Genomic DNA, 17,337 nt, shown 5'->3' with positions numbered 1-17,337 from the left:
GAGGGCACTGATTTTCTTAAGGTTTTTCGTTTTTCTTTAACCTGGTAAAATCTTATAAAGATAAAAAAGCCAATTTCTGTCTATTATTAGAAAGAAATTGGCTTTATTTTTGTCTGAATCCCTTAATTTTGGACTATGTTGTCCATTTTCTTACTTTATTAACTTTAGAATTCGTTTTATATTTACCGCAAATATGGTGGTTGCCCCTTGAATTTGCATGCCAAATAAACCCGAGGATTTCGCTGTTTCATACTCGTGTGCATGTTTTAATTCGCTATTCTTAGCCTCAATCTTATATCGATTTCGAGATAGCTCTTTAAATTTAACCGTCTTTTGAAATGCTTCCTGATCTTTATGCTCTGTCGATTTTATTGTGACAGAATAGGATTTTGTTTTCGCTCCTTTTTTATAACAGCCCTCTTGTAAGGGACAAGTGTTGCATTTATTCGTATCAAATAAATATTTAATTCTTGGATTTCGATCTTGACCTTTTCTTTCTTCAAATTTCTTTTGGATCGCCAAATGGCCAGCCTTACACACATATATTCCTGCATCTTTATTAAACGTGAATTCGTCCTCTTTTTTTCGCGTACCATGCGTTACATGTGGATGCAATTTTGAAACAAGTTCCAAATTTTCTTCTTTTATATAACGAATATTTTCTTTCTCAGAATAGGCCGTATCTCCAATAACCGTTTTAATTTCCATTCCTGTTTTGATGCTTTTTTCAACTAATTCTTGAAGATATTTTCCATCACTTTTCTCTCCAGTTGTGATCACCGCTGCCGTAATAATCCGTTCGTTAGCCATTGCCAAATGTGTTTTGTATCCAAAAAAAGAGGAGTCTGCCGATTTATGTCCTACTTTGGCATCTGGATCCATGGAAAAACTCAACTGTTCTGTACAATCCTCAACGACTTCTTTTAATACATTTAACTTTTCTTTCACCGCAGGTAATTCTGAAATTCTTGGCTCTGATTCGATGGCGGTAATAAGATCTTCGCAGTACTGTAATTCATCTTCAACACTATTCGTTGTTGTTTTGGCCGGTAAATTCTCTTTCATCGATTCATCGATTTGGTAGACAGACCGACGTACATTCTTTGATTTTTCCTGTAAAAATTCTTTAACGGACTTTTGATTATAACGGGATTTTGTGTGAGTTGAGTCAACAATAATCGTTTTACTTTTAATGATGTCTTTCTCTAATGCGATTTCAACACTTTTATTTATAAGCATATCTAATAAATCCACATCTTTTAGACGAAGCCTACGAAACTTCGTTAGGGAACTGGGGTCAATAACAGGATCTTCTGGCGCCATTTCAAGGAAGTATTTAAAGGACATATCATACTTTGATCGTTCGACCACATCTACATCTGATAAATTAAAAATGGATTTAAGCAAGAGATATTTGAACATACGGATCGGGTGAACGGCATTACGACCGTTATCTAGACAGTACTTTGATTCTAACTCTTCTAGAATAAAGCTGAAGTCCACAAGATCATTGATTTGACGAAGCATATTATCTTGTGGAACAACAAGATCGTATATCTGTAAATAGGGGCTGAAACTAAGGGATTGTTGGTTGGAGATCATTTTATATACCACCTGCGATAAGTTAATACCTCTATTATAAAACAAAAAGCCAGTGAAACAGTAAATGTTTCACTGACTTAAATGGACTTTTTCAGTGCCCTCGCATATGCTCCTGCGGGGTCTCAGCTCCCCACTCGTCCCGCAGGAGTCTCGCACCCCTCCGTTCCAATCAATAAGATTATTGCTAAATGCATCAGTTTCTGAAAGTAGATTAAAGTTTTACCAAATAGAAAAAACCTCTCCATATTCTTGTCATGTTCACAGGGACTTGTCTCATATGCTATAGAGAATGTGAATTTGGGGGAGAGTTTAGATGAAAACTTTTTTTAAAGGGACGATTTTGCTGGCAGTTGCTGCGTTTGCGGGAGAGTGTATTGAGTTTGTTGTGAACATGGTGCTGGCGAGAGAACTTGGTGAGCAGGGGCTCGGTATGTATATGTCTATTCTCCCGACAGTTTTTCTGATTATTTTACTGGCAAGCTTTGAACTGCCGGTATCTATTTCAAAGTTTGTCGCCGAAAAGGACAAGAACCAGCATTATAGTATGCTAAATTATGTATTAAAATGGACCATTATTTTTACGATCATAGTGCTTCCGATTGTAACGCTTGTGATCCCGCATATAACAATGTTTAACGAATTTCATCCAGCACTGAAATGGATTGTAATTGCCTTTATCCCATTTGTTTCCTTTTCTTCTATTGCGAGAGGATATTTTATGGGGAAAAATCAGATGGGGAAAATTGCGGGTGCCAATCTAGTTAGAAAAATTATGCAGCTGATCCTATTGGCAAGCCTGTATCAAATGTTTGAGTTTGATATTGGGATGGCTGTTTTTGTGGCTTTCTGCACATTAATCGGCAGTGAAGCGATTGTGTTCATTTATTTGATTCATATGTTTGTACTGCAATATCAGCAAATCAAAAAATCACCAAGAGAAGCACTTACAGGCAAAAGTGTCAGTAAGGATTTACTCTCTGTTTCAATTCCGACCACTGGTTTACGTGTGTTTCATGCAATTACACATGCTATTCAACCCTTTCTCATAAAAGCAGCCCTTATTAAAGCTGGGGTTGGGGCAGAAGTGGCGACAGAGCATTTTGGAATGGTTGCAGGGATAGCAATGACCATCGGCTTTTTCCCGGCATTTATCGCTCATTCATTTATGATCATGCTGATTCCGACGGTTTCAAAAGAGTATGCACAAAAAAACCTGCCCAGATTGCAGCACCTGCTGCAGCAAGTATTCTTAATTACTTTCATATATGGAGTTCCGGCTGTTCTCTTTTTCTATGTATTTGCTGAAAAATTAACAACGGAGTTTTTTCATTCACCAGATGCCTCGGTGTACTTGCAGCTGCTGTGGCCATTCTTCCTGCTTCATTTCTTTATCATTCCGATGCAGGCCTTTCTCATCGGACTCGGTTTAATGAAGGATGCCTTCTTCCACTCTGTATGGTCAACAATTGTTTCCTATTCGGTTATGTATTTCTTAGGATCATTGCCTTCCTTACAGATGGATGGAATTATAATGGGCATTAATGCAGGGTCAGTTTTATTAATGATGATGCACTATGTGACCATATGCAAAGTTATTGGCGTCAAGTTAAACTTAACACCTGTAAAACGCATAGATCTTAAACCATAAAAAATTTCATAGAGTGTAGGGTAAGTACAGCCAGATTTCGTTTAATAGAGTGAAATAGAAATAGAAAGGAGGAGGACCGTTACCATGTTGGACCTCCAAATGGATCAGAAAAAGAAGCAGCAATTATTTGAAGAATGTATAGAAGAGCATGGTAACCTGCTGTTCCATTATATCTATTCACTCGTCAAACATAAACAGCTGGCCGAGGATTTATACCAGGATGTGCTTGTGGCAGCCTTTATTGCTCTGCCGTCCTTTGAAGAATATACGAAGATGAAAAACTGGCTTTATAAAATATCAATTAATAAATGCCGTGATTACTGGCGTAAACAAAAAGTACAGAAGAGGTATTGGGAAGAGAAGGTCTTTTTACATGAAGATTCTATTTCTGAGCATCTCGTACTGGAAGATGAAATTGTGCAAAGAGATATGAGCAAGGAAGTCAAAGAAACGCTGGAGGATTTACCGGCAATCTATAAAGAGCCTTTACTTCTATTTTATTATCACCATCAAACTCTTGTAGAAATCAGCACAGGTTCGAACATCCCATTGTCGACTGTGAAGACAAGAATCAGAAGAGGAAAGGATCGCTTGCGGCCGCTGATGGCGGGGATGCACTAGCTTATGAGCCAGCAGCATCCTCGATGGCTTGCTCATCACCGTATAGGTATAAAAGATCTCCTTCATTCAAATGGACGTTTGTTAGATCATTGCGAATGATTTCTTCGCCTCTTTTAATAAACAGCACCGTTAAGTCATATTTTTGCAGAAAATCACTTAAAGGCTTGTCCTGATAGACAGATGAATCTTTAATGGTCATCTCTGCTAAGCTATGATTTCCATCGATTAAGAAGACATCTTTCATCGGCATATCTTTTAACTCGTATTTCTCTTCAAGCTCGGTGTTGAATTTTTGCATAGCTGATTTTTTTACTTTTGGCATTTTTATGATGAAAAGAAACAATACTAGCAATGCAGCGACAATTGCTACTCTCGACGTATAGAAATCATCGGCCAGCAGGTTTGAGATAGCTGATATGATAACAGCTAGGGAAAAGGCGCCAAAAAGGATAAGAAAACCGCATATTCTTCTTCGGATAGGGTGGTCGATGATTAACTCGGATTCTTTCGTTGTAAAGCCTGTGCCTGTCATCATCGAGATTACTTGAAATCTGGATATTTGTTTTTTTAACCCGGTATAGGAAAATAATAATGTGCTGATTTCAATAACCATTAAAACAATGAGGAAGTACACACCAATAAAAATAAAACCCATAAAATCGCCTCGATTTAATTGATCATATTATCGTTATCGTTATAGCTAAAAAATACCTAAGGGAACATTGCCCCTTAGGTTACTTCTGCTGCTCCGTTTCATTGTAATAACTAACCGCATACAATGCACCTTCACTAACCATATTATTATCACCCAAATCTTGAGGATCAGGATGACCTGCTTTTTTAATAGGCAGATTTTCGTTTGTAAATTTGTCTTTAATCCTATTTTTAAATTTGACGGTGACAGTTTGCACTTTATTTCTATTTGCTTTGCTGGCAAGAAGTAACACACTTGTAATTCCTACTCCTGCCAATAGATATGAGTTAATCGGACGAGAATTCATTGGTTAAACTCCTCCTTTAAGGTTCAAGTATTGTCTAGCATGTTTCAATAGTACCCGCTATAAATGATTAAGAAACCTTCCAAAATACGGAAGGTAGGTTTCATGCCTGCTATTTTATTCGTATTTGGTTTTACAGAATAGAAGAAATGGGAAATATTTATGAAAACGCTATAACTCTATGCAAGGAAAGATTATAGGTGGAGGAGATGTTATGGGACATTCATTTTCATTCGGTCATTGGAAGTGGCATCACTATGATCATGATGAAGAATTAGATTTGCTGATAGAACATCCTCATCAAGAGGTATTTATAAATTGGGCTCAAACACTGAAAGATAGTGAAACCAATGTGTTGAAGATGGATACAACAAGATCAAACGAAGAATCGCTAAGAGGCTCACTAATCTATCAGCAGACGATCGAAGAACAGCAGGAAAAAAGGCTCTTTCATTATTTTATTACAGAGTCCACTTTATACACGGTTGGCTTTGATCCGGCAGAGGTTGAACATTTGGAGGAAGGCGTACTTCAGACCAAAATGAAAGACGCCAAAAATGGCTTAGAAGGTTTTTTCATTATTCTCGGAGAAATATTATCTGATAGCATTAAGAAAATTGATAAATTTGAGCTGCGTCTGAATGATTTATTATGGAAGGTTAAGAAAAAGAATAGCATAAAACGCTTGGAAGAAATCTATAAGTTAAGACATGAGTTATTGGTGTGGAAAAATTTAATGATTCCCATACAAGAGGCTGAGATGGGGATGGATGAAGCCTTTGGCAGCAAAATTTCGGAGCTGCCAGAATATATACGTGTATGTAAGAGGCTGAAACGAAGTAACATGCTGATCCGGGAGTATCAGGATGAAATTGATACATTAGTCAGTTTTGAGGAAATGGTCTCTACGCATAGAGGAAATGAAATCGTCAAAACGTTAACCGTCATCACTACCCTATTTACACCGATCAGTGCTTGGGGGGCGTTATGGGGCATGAATTTTAAACACATGCCTGAGTTGGATTGGAAGATCGGTTATCCGCTGTCTTTACTGATCATCATTGGTTCTACGGCAGCGGTATACATCCTCCTTATAAAGAAAGGGTGGATGGGAGATATTTTAAAGGGGAGGAAGAAAAATTCCTTCTTTAAGTAGGTGCAAATATGGAGGGGTTTGGGATGAACAGTAAAAAAAGATGCAGAGAATCATTTGTAGTAAAAACGAGTATTGTACAGCCGCCTGATACGAATAATTATGGAACATTATTTGGCGGAAAATTGATGGCGTATATTGATGATACTGCAGCAATAGCCGCCATGCGCCATGCACGGAAGCCTGTTGTAACAGCTTCAACAGATTCGGTAGATTTTCTTCACCCCATTTACGAAGGAAATTCTGTCTGTTTAGAGGCTTATTGCACGTATACAGGCAGGACTTCGATGGAGATATTCGTGAAAGTGATTGCAGAAAACCTGATAAGCGGGGAACGTAATGTATGTGCGATTTCGTTTCTAACAATGGTGGCGATTGATGGGGAGGGCCGTCCGGCTGAGGTGCCGCAGGTTATACCTGAAACAGAAGAAGAAAAAAGCCTGTTCACAACAGCTAAGGACCGTGCAGAAACCCGGAAAAATAGAAGAAAAGATAGTGAACAAAGAGCGAAAAAATATGGTTCAGATTATCCTTGGCATTAAACCTTCAAAAAATGAATAGATATTCATTTTTTGAAGGTATTTTCTCTTGCTTTGTCGTAATAAATAGGAATACGCTCGTAATCTTGAGAAACCAGCAAAAGACCTTTTGGGTATTCAAGGGATAAGGGCAAAAAAAGGGAAAAGGCGGGGGAAAAAGAGATGTCTGCTATCGCTGAATTAAATGAGCTTGTCTCTAAAATGAATGAAAATCCAGAGCATATCAAAAATGAAAAAAATCGAATTTTCCAGGTGAATTTAGTTCAATATGGGCCATTACAGATGATTATTCAAGATGGGAGAGTTTTAATAAAAGAGGGTCAGGCGGAACAGCCTGAAGTCATACTTCATTTGAATGAAGAAAACTTCTCCAAACTATTAAAGGATCAGCTCAACACTACCGTCGCATTTATGACTGGTGGACTTAAAGTTGAGGGGAAAATGGGTCTTGCTTTAAAGCTTCAGGATATTGTAAAAAAATATCAATAATAGAGAAAAAGGTGAGTTGAGCCACTTCAAGGATGATCGCAATTCACCTTTTTATTCGTTTTCTGTGTGTCTCATAAATCTCAAATTATAAACAGTCAGTCTGTATTAGTGATCCAATACTAACATCATATGATCCTCATCAAAATAAGCTCCGTTCACCTTTAAAGCATTTTTTTCAACACCATAGGCTTTGAATCCAAAAGATTTATATAGCCTTTTTGCTGTATGATTTTCAGACATGACAGTTAAATAGAGCTGTTCAATCCCCTCCCAAGATCTTGCATTTTTAATCGCTTCATTGATTAAAGCTTTAGCGATGCCCTTACCGCGCTGGCCTCCTGTTACATACATGGCAAATATGAATGCTTTATGCTGCATCTTTACCTTGCTTTCCCGAAATAAGGTAACACTTCCTGTTAAAACATCTCCTTCAAAGGCGCCAAAGGTAATAGCATTACTAGAAGAAAGGCGCTCCTCAAACGAATGTACAGATTTAGATTCTTCTTCTTCGTAACTTGCTGCAAATGCCTCCGGATGCTGCTTTAAAGCCTCTAATCTATGTTCTTTATATTGTAGACCGTCCTGTTTTTGCAGGGGACGTATTATGATTTCTGTTAGTTGCATTTGCAGTCCTCCTTCCATTCATTTCATTAGTATATAACATATCGAAGAATAACGTTAAAGCCCCAGTCCTTTGGAGATAATAGTAGACAATGGTTTCTCCAATGCCCTCATCAGGGTATACAAATTGTATGATCTTGAATGAGAGAAGGAAAAAGGATGAGAAAACGGCGCAGAGTTGAAATAGCTTTTGTATTAATCATCATTTTGATAGCGTATATCGTTTTATTTACAGACATAGCCAGACCTTATAAAATTGCTGCACTTATTTTATACGCCAGTATTATCTTCATAACAGTATATTCTCTATTGCTAGAAAATCGTTCCCCTCAGCATACGCTTCTTTGGATGTATGTACTGCTATTTTTCCCAGTGGCAGGCTATTTATTTTATTTGTTTTCAGGTCAGCTCTATTTAAAAGGCTATTTATTTAAAAGCAAAAGACGGCGTGATCGGGAAGAATGGAAGAGGATGCTGAAGGGAGAAGAAACGCCAGATATCTCCTTTCTAAATGATAATCAGCGGAGTTTTGCCTGGTATGTGAATGAGTCTGCTTTAACACCTATGACAACAAACTCACAGGCAACGATTTTAAAAAATGGGGAGCAAACGTTTCAAGCTATAAAAGAAGAATTGCTGCGTGCGAAGAAATATATTCATATGGAATATTATATTTTTCGATCTGATCGGCTTGGAAAAGAAATTATTGATATTTTAATGATGAAAGCACAAGAAGGAGTGGAAGTGCTTTTTACATACGATGCAGCAGGAAGCATGACGATGTCTCCAAAACATGTGCGCCGGATGGAGGAAGCAGGAATTCAGGTAAAGATTTTTTCACCGCTTAAATACGGCTTTTTTAATCAGAAATTTAATTTTCGCAATCACCGAAAGATCGTAGTCATTGATGGAAAAGTCGGGTTTGTCGGCGGATTAAATGTAGGCGTAGAGTATTTGGGTGAAGATGAACGAATTGGATTTTGGCGGGATACACATATCATGCTGCGGGGAGAAGCGGTGTACACCCTGCATACTGTGTTTTTGCTTGATTGGGAATATGTGAGCGGAGAAGATGTGCTGGAAACGTACCGCGATGAGAAAAAATACCCTGTGAATGAAGATATTGTTGATGGAGCGATTCAGGTGGTGGCAAGTGGACCTGACACACAGCCAGGCATTATGGGTGACTTATATTTTGCCATGATTGCTTCAGCGGAATATTCCATTTGGATTGCGACTCCATATTTTGTCCCAGATGAATCCATTCGTACTGCTCTACGGGTAGCAGCTGCTAAAGGTGTCGAAGTGCGTATCCTCGTGCCTGAAATCAATGATGGGTTCCTTACCCAATATGCGAGCCGTTCTTATTTCTCTGAACTTCTTCGATATGGTGTGGAGATCTATTCGTATAAAAAGGGCTTCCTGCACCAGAAGCTGATCATCATTGATGGCAACCTCGCATCCACTGGCACAGCAAATCTCGATATGCGCAGCTTTCATTTGAATTTTGAAGTGAATGTGTTTCTGTTTGAAACAAGCAGCATTCGGGAACTTGTGGCACATTTTGAAGAAGATATGCGTGAAAGCGAGAAAATTAGCCCTGTACAATATTATAAGCGGGGCTTTATAGAAAAATCGAAGGAATCATTTGCAAGACTGTTTTCAGGAGTTTTATAAACAGAAATATCCTCAATGAACAATAGTTCAGTCAAAGTTAACCCGAACGATTAAGAGATATTTTTATGAATCTTCTCTAATCGTTCGTTTTTTTTTGAAAATAATTGTTTCGCCTGACGAAATAAGGTAGAATTTGAATAGTTAGAATAGTTGTAAAATAAGAGGTGCTGAGCGCGTTTGCACTGCGAAGGGATGGATTATACACCGTCAAAGAGCAGGTGCGCTTTTCTAATCTAGGAGGGAATTTATGCTTGCGAAATCAGTGATTGAAGATGTGTTAACAGCAGCACTCCAAACAGGAGGCGATTTTGCTGAAGTATTTGCAGAGGATCGATTTGCCAACACGCTGTCACTAAGAGACAACAAAGTAGAGGGCAGCTTATCCGGCCGCGATTTTGGCATTGGCATTCGGGTATTTAAAGGCTTTCAAAGTGCTTATGCTTATACTACGGATGGATCTAAGGAGGGGTTGTTAAAGGCAGCCTATCAAGCTGCCGCAGGAATTAAGGGTGATGGGAAAATCACGGCCAGCAATTTAGTTCATGAAAAAATAATGTCTGCTCATTCCATAACATCTTATCCAAAAGAGGTTGAAAAGCAGCGCAAAGCAGATGTAATGAGAAAGGCTTACGAGATTGCAAAAAATTATCATTCAAGTATACAGCAGGTTGGAATCCGTTACTTAGATGAAGAACAAAATGTACTTATTGCGAACTCAGAAGGAAAATTCGTAGAAGACAAGCGCGTACGCAGCAGATTGGCGATTCAATCGATTGCATCAGATGGCTATCAAATGCAGTCAGGCTATTATGGACCTGGTGCTCATCAAGGCTTTGAGTTTATGGAGAGTCTAGATCTAAATCATTACGCTACAGAAGCATCGCGAATTGCGGTGACCATGTTAGGTGCCGATCCATGTCCGAGCGGTAAGTTTCCCGTTATTATTGACAACGAATTTGGCGGCGTTATTTTCCATGAAGCATGCGGACATGGTTTAGAAGCAACAAGTGTAGCAAAAGGAAATTCCGTGTTTGCCGATCGTATCGGCGAAAAGGTAGCCTCAGTTGCTGTCACTTATATAGATGATGGAACGCTTGCAAATGAATGGGGTTCATTAGCAATTGATGATGAAGGCGAAACTGCTAGAAAGAATGTCCTGATTGAAAATGGAATTCTAAAAGGGTATTTAATTGATAAGCTGAACGGAAGAAGAATGGGAATGCCATCGACAGGCTCAGGCAGAAGGCAGTCATATCGTTTCGCTCCGACTTCCAGAATGACGAATACATATATCGCTAATGGGAAGTCAACACCAGAGGAAATTATTTCGAATACTGAGCATGGAATATATGCGAAATACATGGGCGGAGGACAAGTGAATACAACAACCGGTGATTACAACTTTGCGGTTATGGAGGCTTACGCTGTAAAGGACGGTAAACTGGGCAAGCCGCTAAGGGGGGCAACCTTAATTGGAAATGGGCCAGAAACATTGCAGTTAGTTGATATGGTCGGAAATAATCTGGCACATGGAGCGGGCATGTGCGGATCGCTGAGTGGAAGCCTGCCAGTAAACGTTGGGCAGCCGATGATTCGTGTAAGTGAGATGACAGTTGGCGGAAGAAAGGGGGATGAATAAGATGAGAATAGAAGATTTTCAGGAAAAAGTCTTTCAACTTGGAAAACAGCTTGGATTCGAGCATATGGAGATCTACTCTGAGAAAGTAGAAAGTTTAGGCTGTAAGTTATACAAGGGAGAGATTGATTCGTATCAAACTTCTGAAACATTAGGCGTCTCTTTTCGTGGCAAAATGGACGGAAACATGGGCTATGCTTATACAGAAAACACAGATGAAGTTTCGGTTCAGTATTTAGTTCATGAAGCAAAAGCGAATTCTCTTCTAACGGAAGAAGATGTTCAAGAAGAGATTTTTAAAGGATCAGTAAAGTATGAAGATTATAGCTTTTATTCTGAGGAGTTAAACGATGTTTCAATTGAGGAAAAAATAGAGTTTTTAAAAGAAATAGAAAAAGAGGTTTATGCTTTTGATGAACGCGTAACCGGCACAAATACACTATCTTTAAGCAGTGCAGAAAAGGAAAAAAGACTAGTGAATTCCAACGGTTTGGAGCTTAAAGATCGAATGAATCATATTGGTCTCTCCCTATCAGTCATTGTAAAGCAAGGCAAAGAAGTGAAAAATGGAGTGTTTTCATGTGTCACTCGAAACTACCAGTCACTAGCAGCAAAAGAGGTTGCGGAGCATGCGGTGAAAGAGGCTTTGTCTAAGCTAAATGCAGAAACGGCCGAAAGCAAAAATTATTCTGTTATCCTGCGCAATAAAGCTGCTGCAGCTTTACTGCAAACATTTTCGCCGATTTTTTCTGCTGAGAATATACAGAAGGGCCAATCCCTGCTAAAGGGAAAATTAGGAGAAAAAATAGCGGCAGAGCATGTGCATATTGTTGATGATCCATTTTACGAGGATGGAGTTAGAAGCAGTAATTTTGACAGTGAAGGCTATGCAACAAGGAAAAAAGATGTCATCAAGGACGGAGATCTCCTTACCTTCCTGCATAATAGCTTAACGGCGAAAAAGGATAAAGTGGAGTCTACTGGCAATGCATATAAAGCCTCATTTAAAGGAACCATAACAGTCGCACCATCTAATTTTTATATCATGCCTGCCGAGAAAGCTTTGCCTGATCTGGTAGCTCAAGTGGATGAAGGTATCTTGGTCACATCTTTTTCGGGTCTTCACTCTGGAACCAATACTGTCTCTGGTGATTTCTCCATTGCAGCAGGCGGTTTTCTGATTGAAAATGGAGAAATTAAAACAGCTCTAAAACAAATGACAGTTGCAGGGAACTTTTTTGACTTGCTTCAGCAGATTGAACAAATTGGTTCAGACTTAGACTTCTCATTGGCCTTTGGTTCGCCATCACTGCTGATTAAAGAGCTGTCTGTGACGGTTGAATAGATGAATGGTTTGGATATTGAAACAAGTCCGTTCCATTGCGCTGCGGACACTCGCTTTCCGAGGGGAGGAAGCTGAGCTCCTCGGCACGCCTGCGGGGTCTCAGCTTTTCCTCTATTTCCCTTCGGAGTCGAGTGTCCTCCGCTTCATTTCACTCATTTTAAAATAACAAATAAAAAACACCCCGTAAATGTTAGTGTGGCTTCTAACATTTACGGGGCAGTTCAAGAATCACTTCCTACCCATTCGGTTATATGGTTGTTAAATACTTGTTTCCCAGCCCCATTTTTTTTTCGAATCATATATCTCCTCTTATATTCCACTTTGATTAGGCAACTGCTCTATTAAAAATAAACTCTCCATCATTAGGTTTTCTTTTGGAATGAGAATGGATATAACGTATTATAGTATCTTAAAGGAAGGTAGATTGATTAGCGGCAGGTGATGACATTGGTTTCAAAGAAAGAAATAAGAGAAACAATCTGGAATAAACTAGAGGAAGAAAAGCTGGGACGATTTCCATTTCCGCTGAAAAACCGGATTCCCAATTTTAAAGGAGCTGAAAAAGCTGCGGGCTTTATTAAAGAAATGCCCTTATATAAAGAAGCAAAGATTATAAAAGTAAATCCGGATTCGCCACAGCTGCCGATTCGCACGCAAATATTGAAGGATGGCAAAACTCTGCTTGTACCCACGCCGCGACTGAAGGCAGGTTTTATTATGGTAAAACCTGAATGGGTTCCTCACGGTGAAGAGAGACGTGCAGCAAGTCTTTCTCATATAAAGGAGTACGGAAAAGAAATACCTCTATCCGAAATGCCGCAGATCGATCTGTTTTTTGCCGGCTCTGTCGCTTTGCATTAGGATGGCAGACGTGTGGGCAAAGGAGAAGGATATGCGGACCGGGAATATGCGATAATACGAGAGCTGGGTAATCCTGCAATACCCATAATTGGAACAGTGCATAGCGCTCAAATAACGAATGAAAATATTCCCCGTGATCCTTTTGACTTAACGGTAGACTGGATTGCCACTGAACAGGGACTAATTGAAACGAACTCTCCATACGAAAAGCCGAAAGGAATTCAATGGGACCTTGTTACAGATGAAGAGATGGAAGAGATGCCGGTATTAAGAGAAATATGGGACTTAATTCAGAATAGGAAATGATAGACACAGAGGAGTGATTTGTTGCGTATTATTGCACAGCATCCTTATATTAAAGTCAGCAGGCAAATTACATGGACTGAGCAGAAGATCATTGAAGAAGAACTTTCGCTGCTATTATATGAAGATCGCATTGAGACACAATTTCATGTTCATTATATGGATGACGTTTGGGATGTTTCCTATAAAAGCACAAGCACAGACACGGGCTTGCTTTACTTACATACAAAGAGCGGAGTAAATGCTTTTTATGTGAAACAAAATCCTTCACAGTTTATTGACCACTTTATAAAAATAAAAGCGAGCTTGTAGAATGCTCAAAATAGCTAATAACCATATAAAAAGGTGCATTCCGCTTATGGGAATGCACCTTTTTGGTCCGTATAACGGACATTCAAGGTACGTTTACTGAGGCCGTCCGATTTTAAGTATATCGGTTAAAGACGAGAGTGCCTATCGAGCGCTCTGCAAACCCTCCTTGATCCAAAGCAATGCCAAGACAAGATTCTGAAGTCGCTGTTATGTTCTTCAAGGTGAACCAGTCCCTTCTGCAAGTCGTTTTGGCCTTGCACTATTTGTTTACCACCTATTATAGATTTAAAACATATCTCGACAAATTTAATTATGTTTGTCCAAAATTCCAATCACTCTTGCAATGGGTGCATGATCTTCAGGCGATTCATCTATGTGGTTCCAAAGAACTTTACCGGAACTGGAATAAACCCAAGTTCCTCCTTGAATATAAACGTCCTGTGTCTTCATTGACTCCATAACGAACTTTTTTTGCCTCTCGTCTTCTGGGACAAATCCTTTCACTTTTCCGGTTACAAAACCAAAGGCAGCTTTGGAGAGCAGCTTCCATTTTGGCATTGTCTTATGTCCCATTCCTTTGTAGGCTTCTCTTGCAGGATCGCCTAAAATCGGAAATGGATAAGGACCAAACTCTTTTAAGAACATGTTGATAAAGCTGCCTTTAGAAGGTGCAATAACAATCAGCTGATAGCCTCGATTAGAAAAATCATGATAATGCTCACGCAACTGCGTGAGATACTGCCTGCAGACAGGTCAGCCAAGATGGCGCACAAACACCACAACACTTGGTTTTCCTTGAATCAATGCTTCTAGAGAGAGTTTTTCTTCAGAATCTGTTCTTTCAAGCAGAAAATTCATGAAAATACCACCTTTCGAATAGATTAGTCTATCATACCGTTATTATTAAACATTTTGAAGTGATTGACACACTATAGAAAGTTTTTTATAGTTATAATGGTATTTTAAAATATGCGTTTCACGCAAAATGAGAGAGGTTCATAGCACTTACCCTCTATAAAAAACTATGGAACGGATGAATTGCATTCAGCCATGTCCATGGAGGGCATGGTTTTTTTATATTCAATTCCCTCATTCCAGCATGAAATGCAATCTAAGGGAGGCACTAGCATGACAGGAAGAAAAGATGAAGAATTAGAAGGGGTAACCCTGCTGGGAAATCAAGGAACACAATATCTATTTGAATATTCCCCAGATATCTTAGAAAGCTTTGATAATAAGCATCCAAACCGTGATTATTTTGTAAAATTCAACTGTCCAGAATTCACGAGTCTTTGTCCAAAAACAGGACAGCCAGATTTCGCGACAATTTATATAAGCTATATTCCAGGTGAAAAAATGGTGGAAAGCAAATCGCTTAAACTGTATTTGTTCAGCTTCCGTAATCACGGAGATTTTCATGAAGACTGTATGAATATCATTATGAACGACTTAATTGAATTAATGAACCCGCGCTACATCGAGGTATGGGGCAAATTCACGCCAAGAGGCGGCATCTCCATTGATCCATACACAAACTATGGAAAACCTGGCACAAAATACGAAAAAATGGCTGAGTTCAGATTAATGAACCATGACCTTTACCCAGAGACAATTGATAATCGATAATTAAAAAGGGTTCAACACCAGCACATGAATGATAAATCCAAACAATTAGCAGAAGGTTAATACTCTGTTAAATTGTTTGGATTTTTTTTTCCTTCTGGATCCTAATTTTAATAACACGTGTAACGAAGCGTTGGACACCCGGATCCTGCGGGCTATAAAAGAAAGGGGGAGTCCCCGTAAACCAACACAATGAGACATGTTTGTTTTAGGATCTTTTTTGAACAATTTTATTAGTCACCCATTATAAAAGGTATTTTAGTGCGATGCCTATTGTTGAAAACGTGCGAGACTCCTGCTCCTGCTCAGCATCTGCACGAACGGAAAGTGAGTACTCTGGCGTGGGAATATTTATTCATTTAAGTTAAAAGGAACAAAGTTTGAGAATACAGCCTTGATTTAACATTTTGATGAAAAATTTATATGTCTTTTGTAATCTTTGTAATAAATGGGTTTGTTAATTGATTGTCCATTTGTTACACTGATAGTTGGTTAAATCTCTGTGACTATATATTTATGAGATTGCTAAAATATGAATCGGTGTTTTTTAGGAGACTATCATGAAAAAATTCTATATAACAGTATGTTTATTATTATTGACTGCATGTTCGTATGACACAATCGCGTCAATTAAAACTGAGACACTTTCAGAAACTGAAGAGGCAAAAGATGAAGCGGTAGCGGAAAAGGCTGTACCTGCAGTGGTTACGGAAGGCAAAGAAAAGATGGATACGGTTACGCTCAAAGAAGAATCCCTTTTCAAATATGAAGTTAAAGATGCGGACTATAATTATAATGTGTTTGTTTATGCAGAAAATGCGGAGAAAAAGGACGTCTTTTATTCTGGACATTATGCATTTTACCTTGCTGAAAAAGATTCAACGGTAGCTTATAAACAAAATGTGTTAAAAGCTGAAGAAATTTTCACTTTTAAAACAGGTAATGATGAGCAAATTTATCCTTTAAAGGTAGGGAACAAAACCATATTTGCAGTGGCAGAGCAAAGTGATGAGGTACATACCCAATACCTATTTACTGGAATTGACAATGGAGAATTAAAGCTGATTAGCCAAGGTGATATTAAGTCTTTAAATGATATTAAAATTAGAAACATAAACCAAAAATATATTCAGACAATAAGAAGAGTCAGCTCTTCAGATTCCATTCAATTTACAACGTGGGGCATTGAAAAAGAGACCCTAAAATTAGTAGAACAAGACAAAGAAACGATTACAGATAAAGAGGAAGCCGCTTTCTGGTTAAATAGCTTAAGGGAGAAGAATGCCTTTTATTATCCATTTAAAGATTTGGATCTGAATGCAGACCTTTTGGCAAAAGCAAAACAAGGCATTCCAGTAGGCAGCCCATATCCGCTTGGCACCAATATTCAAGAAATTAAAAAGTCTGAGCCTAATTATATGCAAGAAGGTGTGAAAGAGGATGGGCCGTATGTCATGTATCCTGAAATCACCTATTATTATAATGCGGAAGACAGCAAGGTAACAGCGGCTGAAATTCCTGGCGATCGTTTAAGAACAACACTTGCTGATGCTGAAGAGATCTTTAGGCAGTTTGGAGAAACATCGAAAAACGATACAGGTACATCCATTTATTTAAATACGGAAAAGTATCAAATTGAAGCGGTAGCAGACCAGAGTAATGAGGTGAAATGGCTGCGGTTAAAAAGACGATAATAAAATGGTGAAAATGGCTCGGACAGATGAGAAGTCCGAGCTATTTGTCATACCAAGATATCTGTAGGAATGAACATGAGGCCTATTTTGCTATTCTGTATCACTTAAGGATCAATGGGAAAAGAAAAGAGCTTAACAAAACAAAATAAAAGCCAGCCACAATGATTTCCATCATGGCCAGCCTTCCGTATTGGTTATTTATTTATCCGTGTATT

General features: G+C 38.7%; 15 protein-coding genes, 2 pseudogenes and 1 riboswitch. Of the genes and pseudogenes, 12 read left to right on the top strand and 5 right to left on the bottom strand.

Annotated features, from left to right (window positions below; all coding sequences use genetic code 11):
* Window positions 1-150: 150 nt before the first annotated feature.
* The gene (locus tag B7E07_RS19365; protein ID WP_080843532.1) at window positions 151-1,602 is read right to left on the bottom strand and encodes an IS1182 family transposase; all 1,452 of its coding nucleotides are present in this window, start codon (window positions 1,600-1,602) and stop codon (window positions 151-153) included.
* A 313-nt stretch (window positions 1,603-1,915) separates the two neighbouring features.
* Here B7E07_RS19365 and B7E07_RS19360 point away from each other — a divergent pair, with 313 nt between their 5' ends.
* Window positions 1,916-3,250: a polysaccharide biosynthesis protein gene (locus tag B7E07_RS19360; protein WP_080848458.1), complete on the top strand. Its 1,335-nt coding sequence runs from the start codon at window positions 1,916-1,918 to the stop codon at window positions 3,248-3,250.
* 84 nt (window positions 3,251-3,334) lie between these two features.
* On the top strand, window positions 3,335-3,871 hold the full coding sequence (locus tag B7E07_RS19355) for an RNA polymerase sigma factor (RefSeq protein WP_080848457.1): 537 nt from the start codon (window positions 3,335-3,337) through the stop codon (window positions 3,869-3,871).
* 1 nt (window position 3,872) lies between these two features.
* On the opposite strand, the gene B7E07_RS19350 is transcribed toward B7E07_RS19355, so the two are convergent.
* A complete protein-coding gene (locus tag B7E07_RS19350) occupies window positions 3,873-4,526 on the bottom strand; it encodes a cation:proton antiporter regulatory subunit (RefSeq protein WP_080848456.1) in 654 nt (217 codons plus the stop codon).
* 79 nt (window positions 4,527-4,605) lie between these two features.
* A complete protein-coding gene (locus B7E07_RS19345) occupies window positions 4,606-4,872 on the bottom strand; it encodes a hypothetical protein (protein WP_080848455.1) in 267 nt (88 codons plus the stop codon).
* A gap of 211 nt (window positions 4,873-5,083) precedes the next feature.
* Between B7E07_RS19345 and B7E07_RS19340 the strand changes: the two genes are divergently transcribed.
* The 3 genes from B7E07_RS19340 to B7E07_RS19330 all read left to right on the top strand — a co-directional run bounded on the left by B7E07_RS19340 (window position 5,084) and on the right by B7E07_RS19330 (window position 7,050).
* Window positions 5,084-6,025, top strand: coding sequence for a magnesium transporter CorA family protein (locus B7E07_RS19340; protein WP_080848454.1), 942 nt, complete (start codon window positions 5,084-5,086; stop codon window positions 6,023-6,025).
* A gap of 23 nt (window positions 6,026-6,048) precedes the next feature.
* Window positions 6,049-6,564, top strand: a complete 516-nt coding sequence (locus B7E07_RS19335; protein WP_080848453.1) for an acyl-CoA thioesterase — start codon at window positions 6,049-6,051, stop codon at window positions 6,562-6,564.
* A gap of 159 nt (window positions 6,565-6,723) precedes the next feature.
* Window positions 6,724-7,050, top strand: coding sequence for an SCP2 sterol-binding domain-containing protein (locus B7E07_RS19330; protein ID WP_080848452.1), 327 nt, complete (start codon window positions 6,724-6,726; stop codon window positions 7,048-7,050).
* Between the two features lie 105 nt (window positions 7,051-7,155).
* On the opposite strand, the gene B7E07_RS19325 is transcribed toward B7E07_RS19330, so the two are convergent.
* Window positions 7,156-7,674 carry a GNAT family N-acetyltransferase gene (locus B7E07_RS19325; RefSeq protein ID WP_139785670.1) on the bottom strand — a complete coding sequence of 173 codons (519 nt, stop codon included), beginning with the start codon at window positions 7,672-7,674 and terminating at the stop codon, window positions 7,156-7,158.
* A gap of 156 nt (window positions 7,675-7,830) precedes the next feature.
* On the opposite strand from B7E07_RS19325, the gene cls reads away from it, so the two are divergent.
* From cls to B7E07_RS19300, 5 genes and pseudogenes are all read left to right on the top strand, one after another.
* Window positions 7,831-9,348 (top strand): cardiolipin synthase, encoded by a 1,518-nt coding sequence (gene cls / locus B7E07_RS19320; RefSeq protein ID WP_080848451.1) that lies wholly within the window; start codon window positions 7,831-7,833, stop codon window positions 9,346-9,348.
* Between the two features lie 247 nt (window positions 9,349-9,595).
* Window positions 9,596-10,987, top strand: coding sequence for a TldD/PmbA family protein (locus tag B7E07_RS19315; RefSeq protein ID WP_080848450.1), 1,392 nt, complete (start codon window positions 9,596-9,598; stop codon window positions 10,985-10,987).
* Between the two features lies 1 nt (window position 10,988).
* Entirely contained in the window at window positions 10,989-12,329 is a 1,341-nt protein-coding gene (locus tag B7E07_RS19310; RefSeq protein ID WP_080848449.1) for a TldD/PmbA family protein, read from the top strand.
* A 441-nt stretch (window positions 12,330-12,770) separates the two neighbouring features.
* Window positions 12,771-13,496 (top strand): annotated as a pseudogene (locus B7E07_RS19305) (5-formyltetrahydrofolate cyclo-ligase).
* Window positions 13,497-13,517: 21 nt separating this feature from the next.
* On the top strand, window positions 13,518-13,805 hold the full coding sequence (locus B7E07_RS19300; protein ID WP_080848448.1) for a hypothetical protein: 288 nt from the start codon (window positions 13,518-13,520) through the stop codon (window positions 13,803-13,805).
* 306 nt (window positions 13,806-14,111) lie between these two features.
* On the opposite strand, the pseudogene B7E07_RS19295 reads toward B7E07_RS19300, so the two are convergent.
* Window positions 14,112-14,546, bottom strand: a pseudogene (locus tag B7E07_RS19295) (peroxiredoxin-like family protein); the annotation flags it as partial.
* A 244-nt stretch (window positions 14,547-14,790) separates the two neighbouring features.
* A riboswitch (PreQ1 riboswitch) is annotated at window positions 14,791-14,837 on the top strand.
* Between the two features lie 96 nt (window positions 14,838-14,933).
* Here B7E07_RS19295 and queF point away from each other — a divergent pair.
* Both queF and B7E07_RS19285 read left to right on the top strand, forming a co-directional pair.
* Window positions 14,934-15,431 (top strand): preQ(1) synthase, encoded by a 498-nt coding sequence (gene queF, locus B7E07_RS19290; protein ID WP_080848446.1) that lies wholly within the window; start codon window positions 14,934-14,936, stop codon window positions 15,429-15,431.
* A gap of 557 nt (window positions 15,432-15,988) precedes the next feature.
* A complete protein-coding gene (locus B7E07_RS19285) occupies window positions 15,989-17,122 on the top strand; it encodes a hypothetical protein (RefSeq protein ID WP_080848445.1) in 1,134 nt (377 codons plus the stop codon).
* The last annotated feature ends 215 nt before the right edge of the window (window positions 17,123-17,337 follow it).

The sequence above is a fragment of the Cytobacillus gottheilii genome (assembly GCF_900166665.1).
GTDB classification, from domain to species: Bacteria; Bacillota; Bacilli; order Bacillales; family Cytobacillaceae; genus Cytobacillus; species Cytobacillus gottheilii_A.
Note: the sequence above shows the minus strand (reverse complement) of the source record. Positions and strands in the feature narration are given on the sequence as shown.

Coding starts and splice junctions, on each gene's coding strand:
- B7E07_RS19365 (WP_080843532.1), bottom strand. CDS start 1,602: ATGATCTCCAACCAACAATCCCTTAGTTTCAGCCCCTATTTACAGATA.
- B7E07_RS19360 (WP_080848458.1), top strand. CDS start 1,916: ATGAAAACTTTTTTTAAAGGGACGATTTTGCTGGCAGTTGCTGCGTTT.
- B7E07_RS19355 (WP_080848457.1), top strand. CDS start 3,335: ATGTTGGACCTCCAAATGGATCAGAAAAAGAAGCAGCAATTATTTGAA.
- B7E07_RS19350 (WP_080848456.1), bottom strand. CDS start 4,526: ATGGGTTTTATTTTTATTGGTGTGTACTTCCTCATTGTTTTAATGGTT.
- B7E07_RS19345 (WP_080848455.1), bottom strand. CDS start 4,872: ATGAATTCTCGTCCGATTAACTCATATCTATTGGCAGGAGTAGGAATT.
- B7E07_RS19340 (WP_080848454.1), top strand. CDS start 5,084: ATGGGACATTCATTTTCATTCGGTCATTGGAAGTGGCATCACTATGAT.
- B7E07_RS19335 (WP_080848453.1), top strand. CDS start 6,049: ATGAACAGTAAAAAAAGATGCAGAGAATCATTTGTAGTAAAAACGAGT.
- B7E07_RS19330 (WP_080848452.1), top strand. CDS start 6,724: ATGTCTGCTATCGCTGAATTAAATGAGCTTGTCTCTAAAATGAATGAA.
- B7E07_RS19325 (WP_139785670.1), bottom strand. CDS start 7,674: ATGCAACTAACAGAAATCATAATACGTCCCCTGCAAAAACAGGACGGT.
- cls (WP_080848451.1), top strand. CDS start 7,831: ATGAGAAAACGGCGCAGAGTTGAAATAGCTTTTGTATTAATCATCATT.
- B7E07_RS19315 (WP_080848450.1), top strand. CDS start 9,596: ATGCTTGCGAAATCAGTGATTGAAGATGTGTTAACAGCAGCACTCCAA.
- B7E07_RS19310 (WP_080848449.1), top strand. CDS start 10,989: ATGAGAATAGAAGATTTTCAGGAAAAAGTCTTTCAACTTGGAAAACAG.
- queF (WP_080848446.1), top strand. CDS start 14,934: ATGACAGGAAGAAAAGATGAAGAATTAGAAGGGGTAACCCTGCTGGGA.
- B7E07_RS19285 (WP_080848445.1), top strand. CDS start 15,989: ATGAAAAAATTCTATATAACAGTATGTTTATTATTATTGACTGCATGT.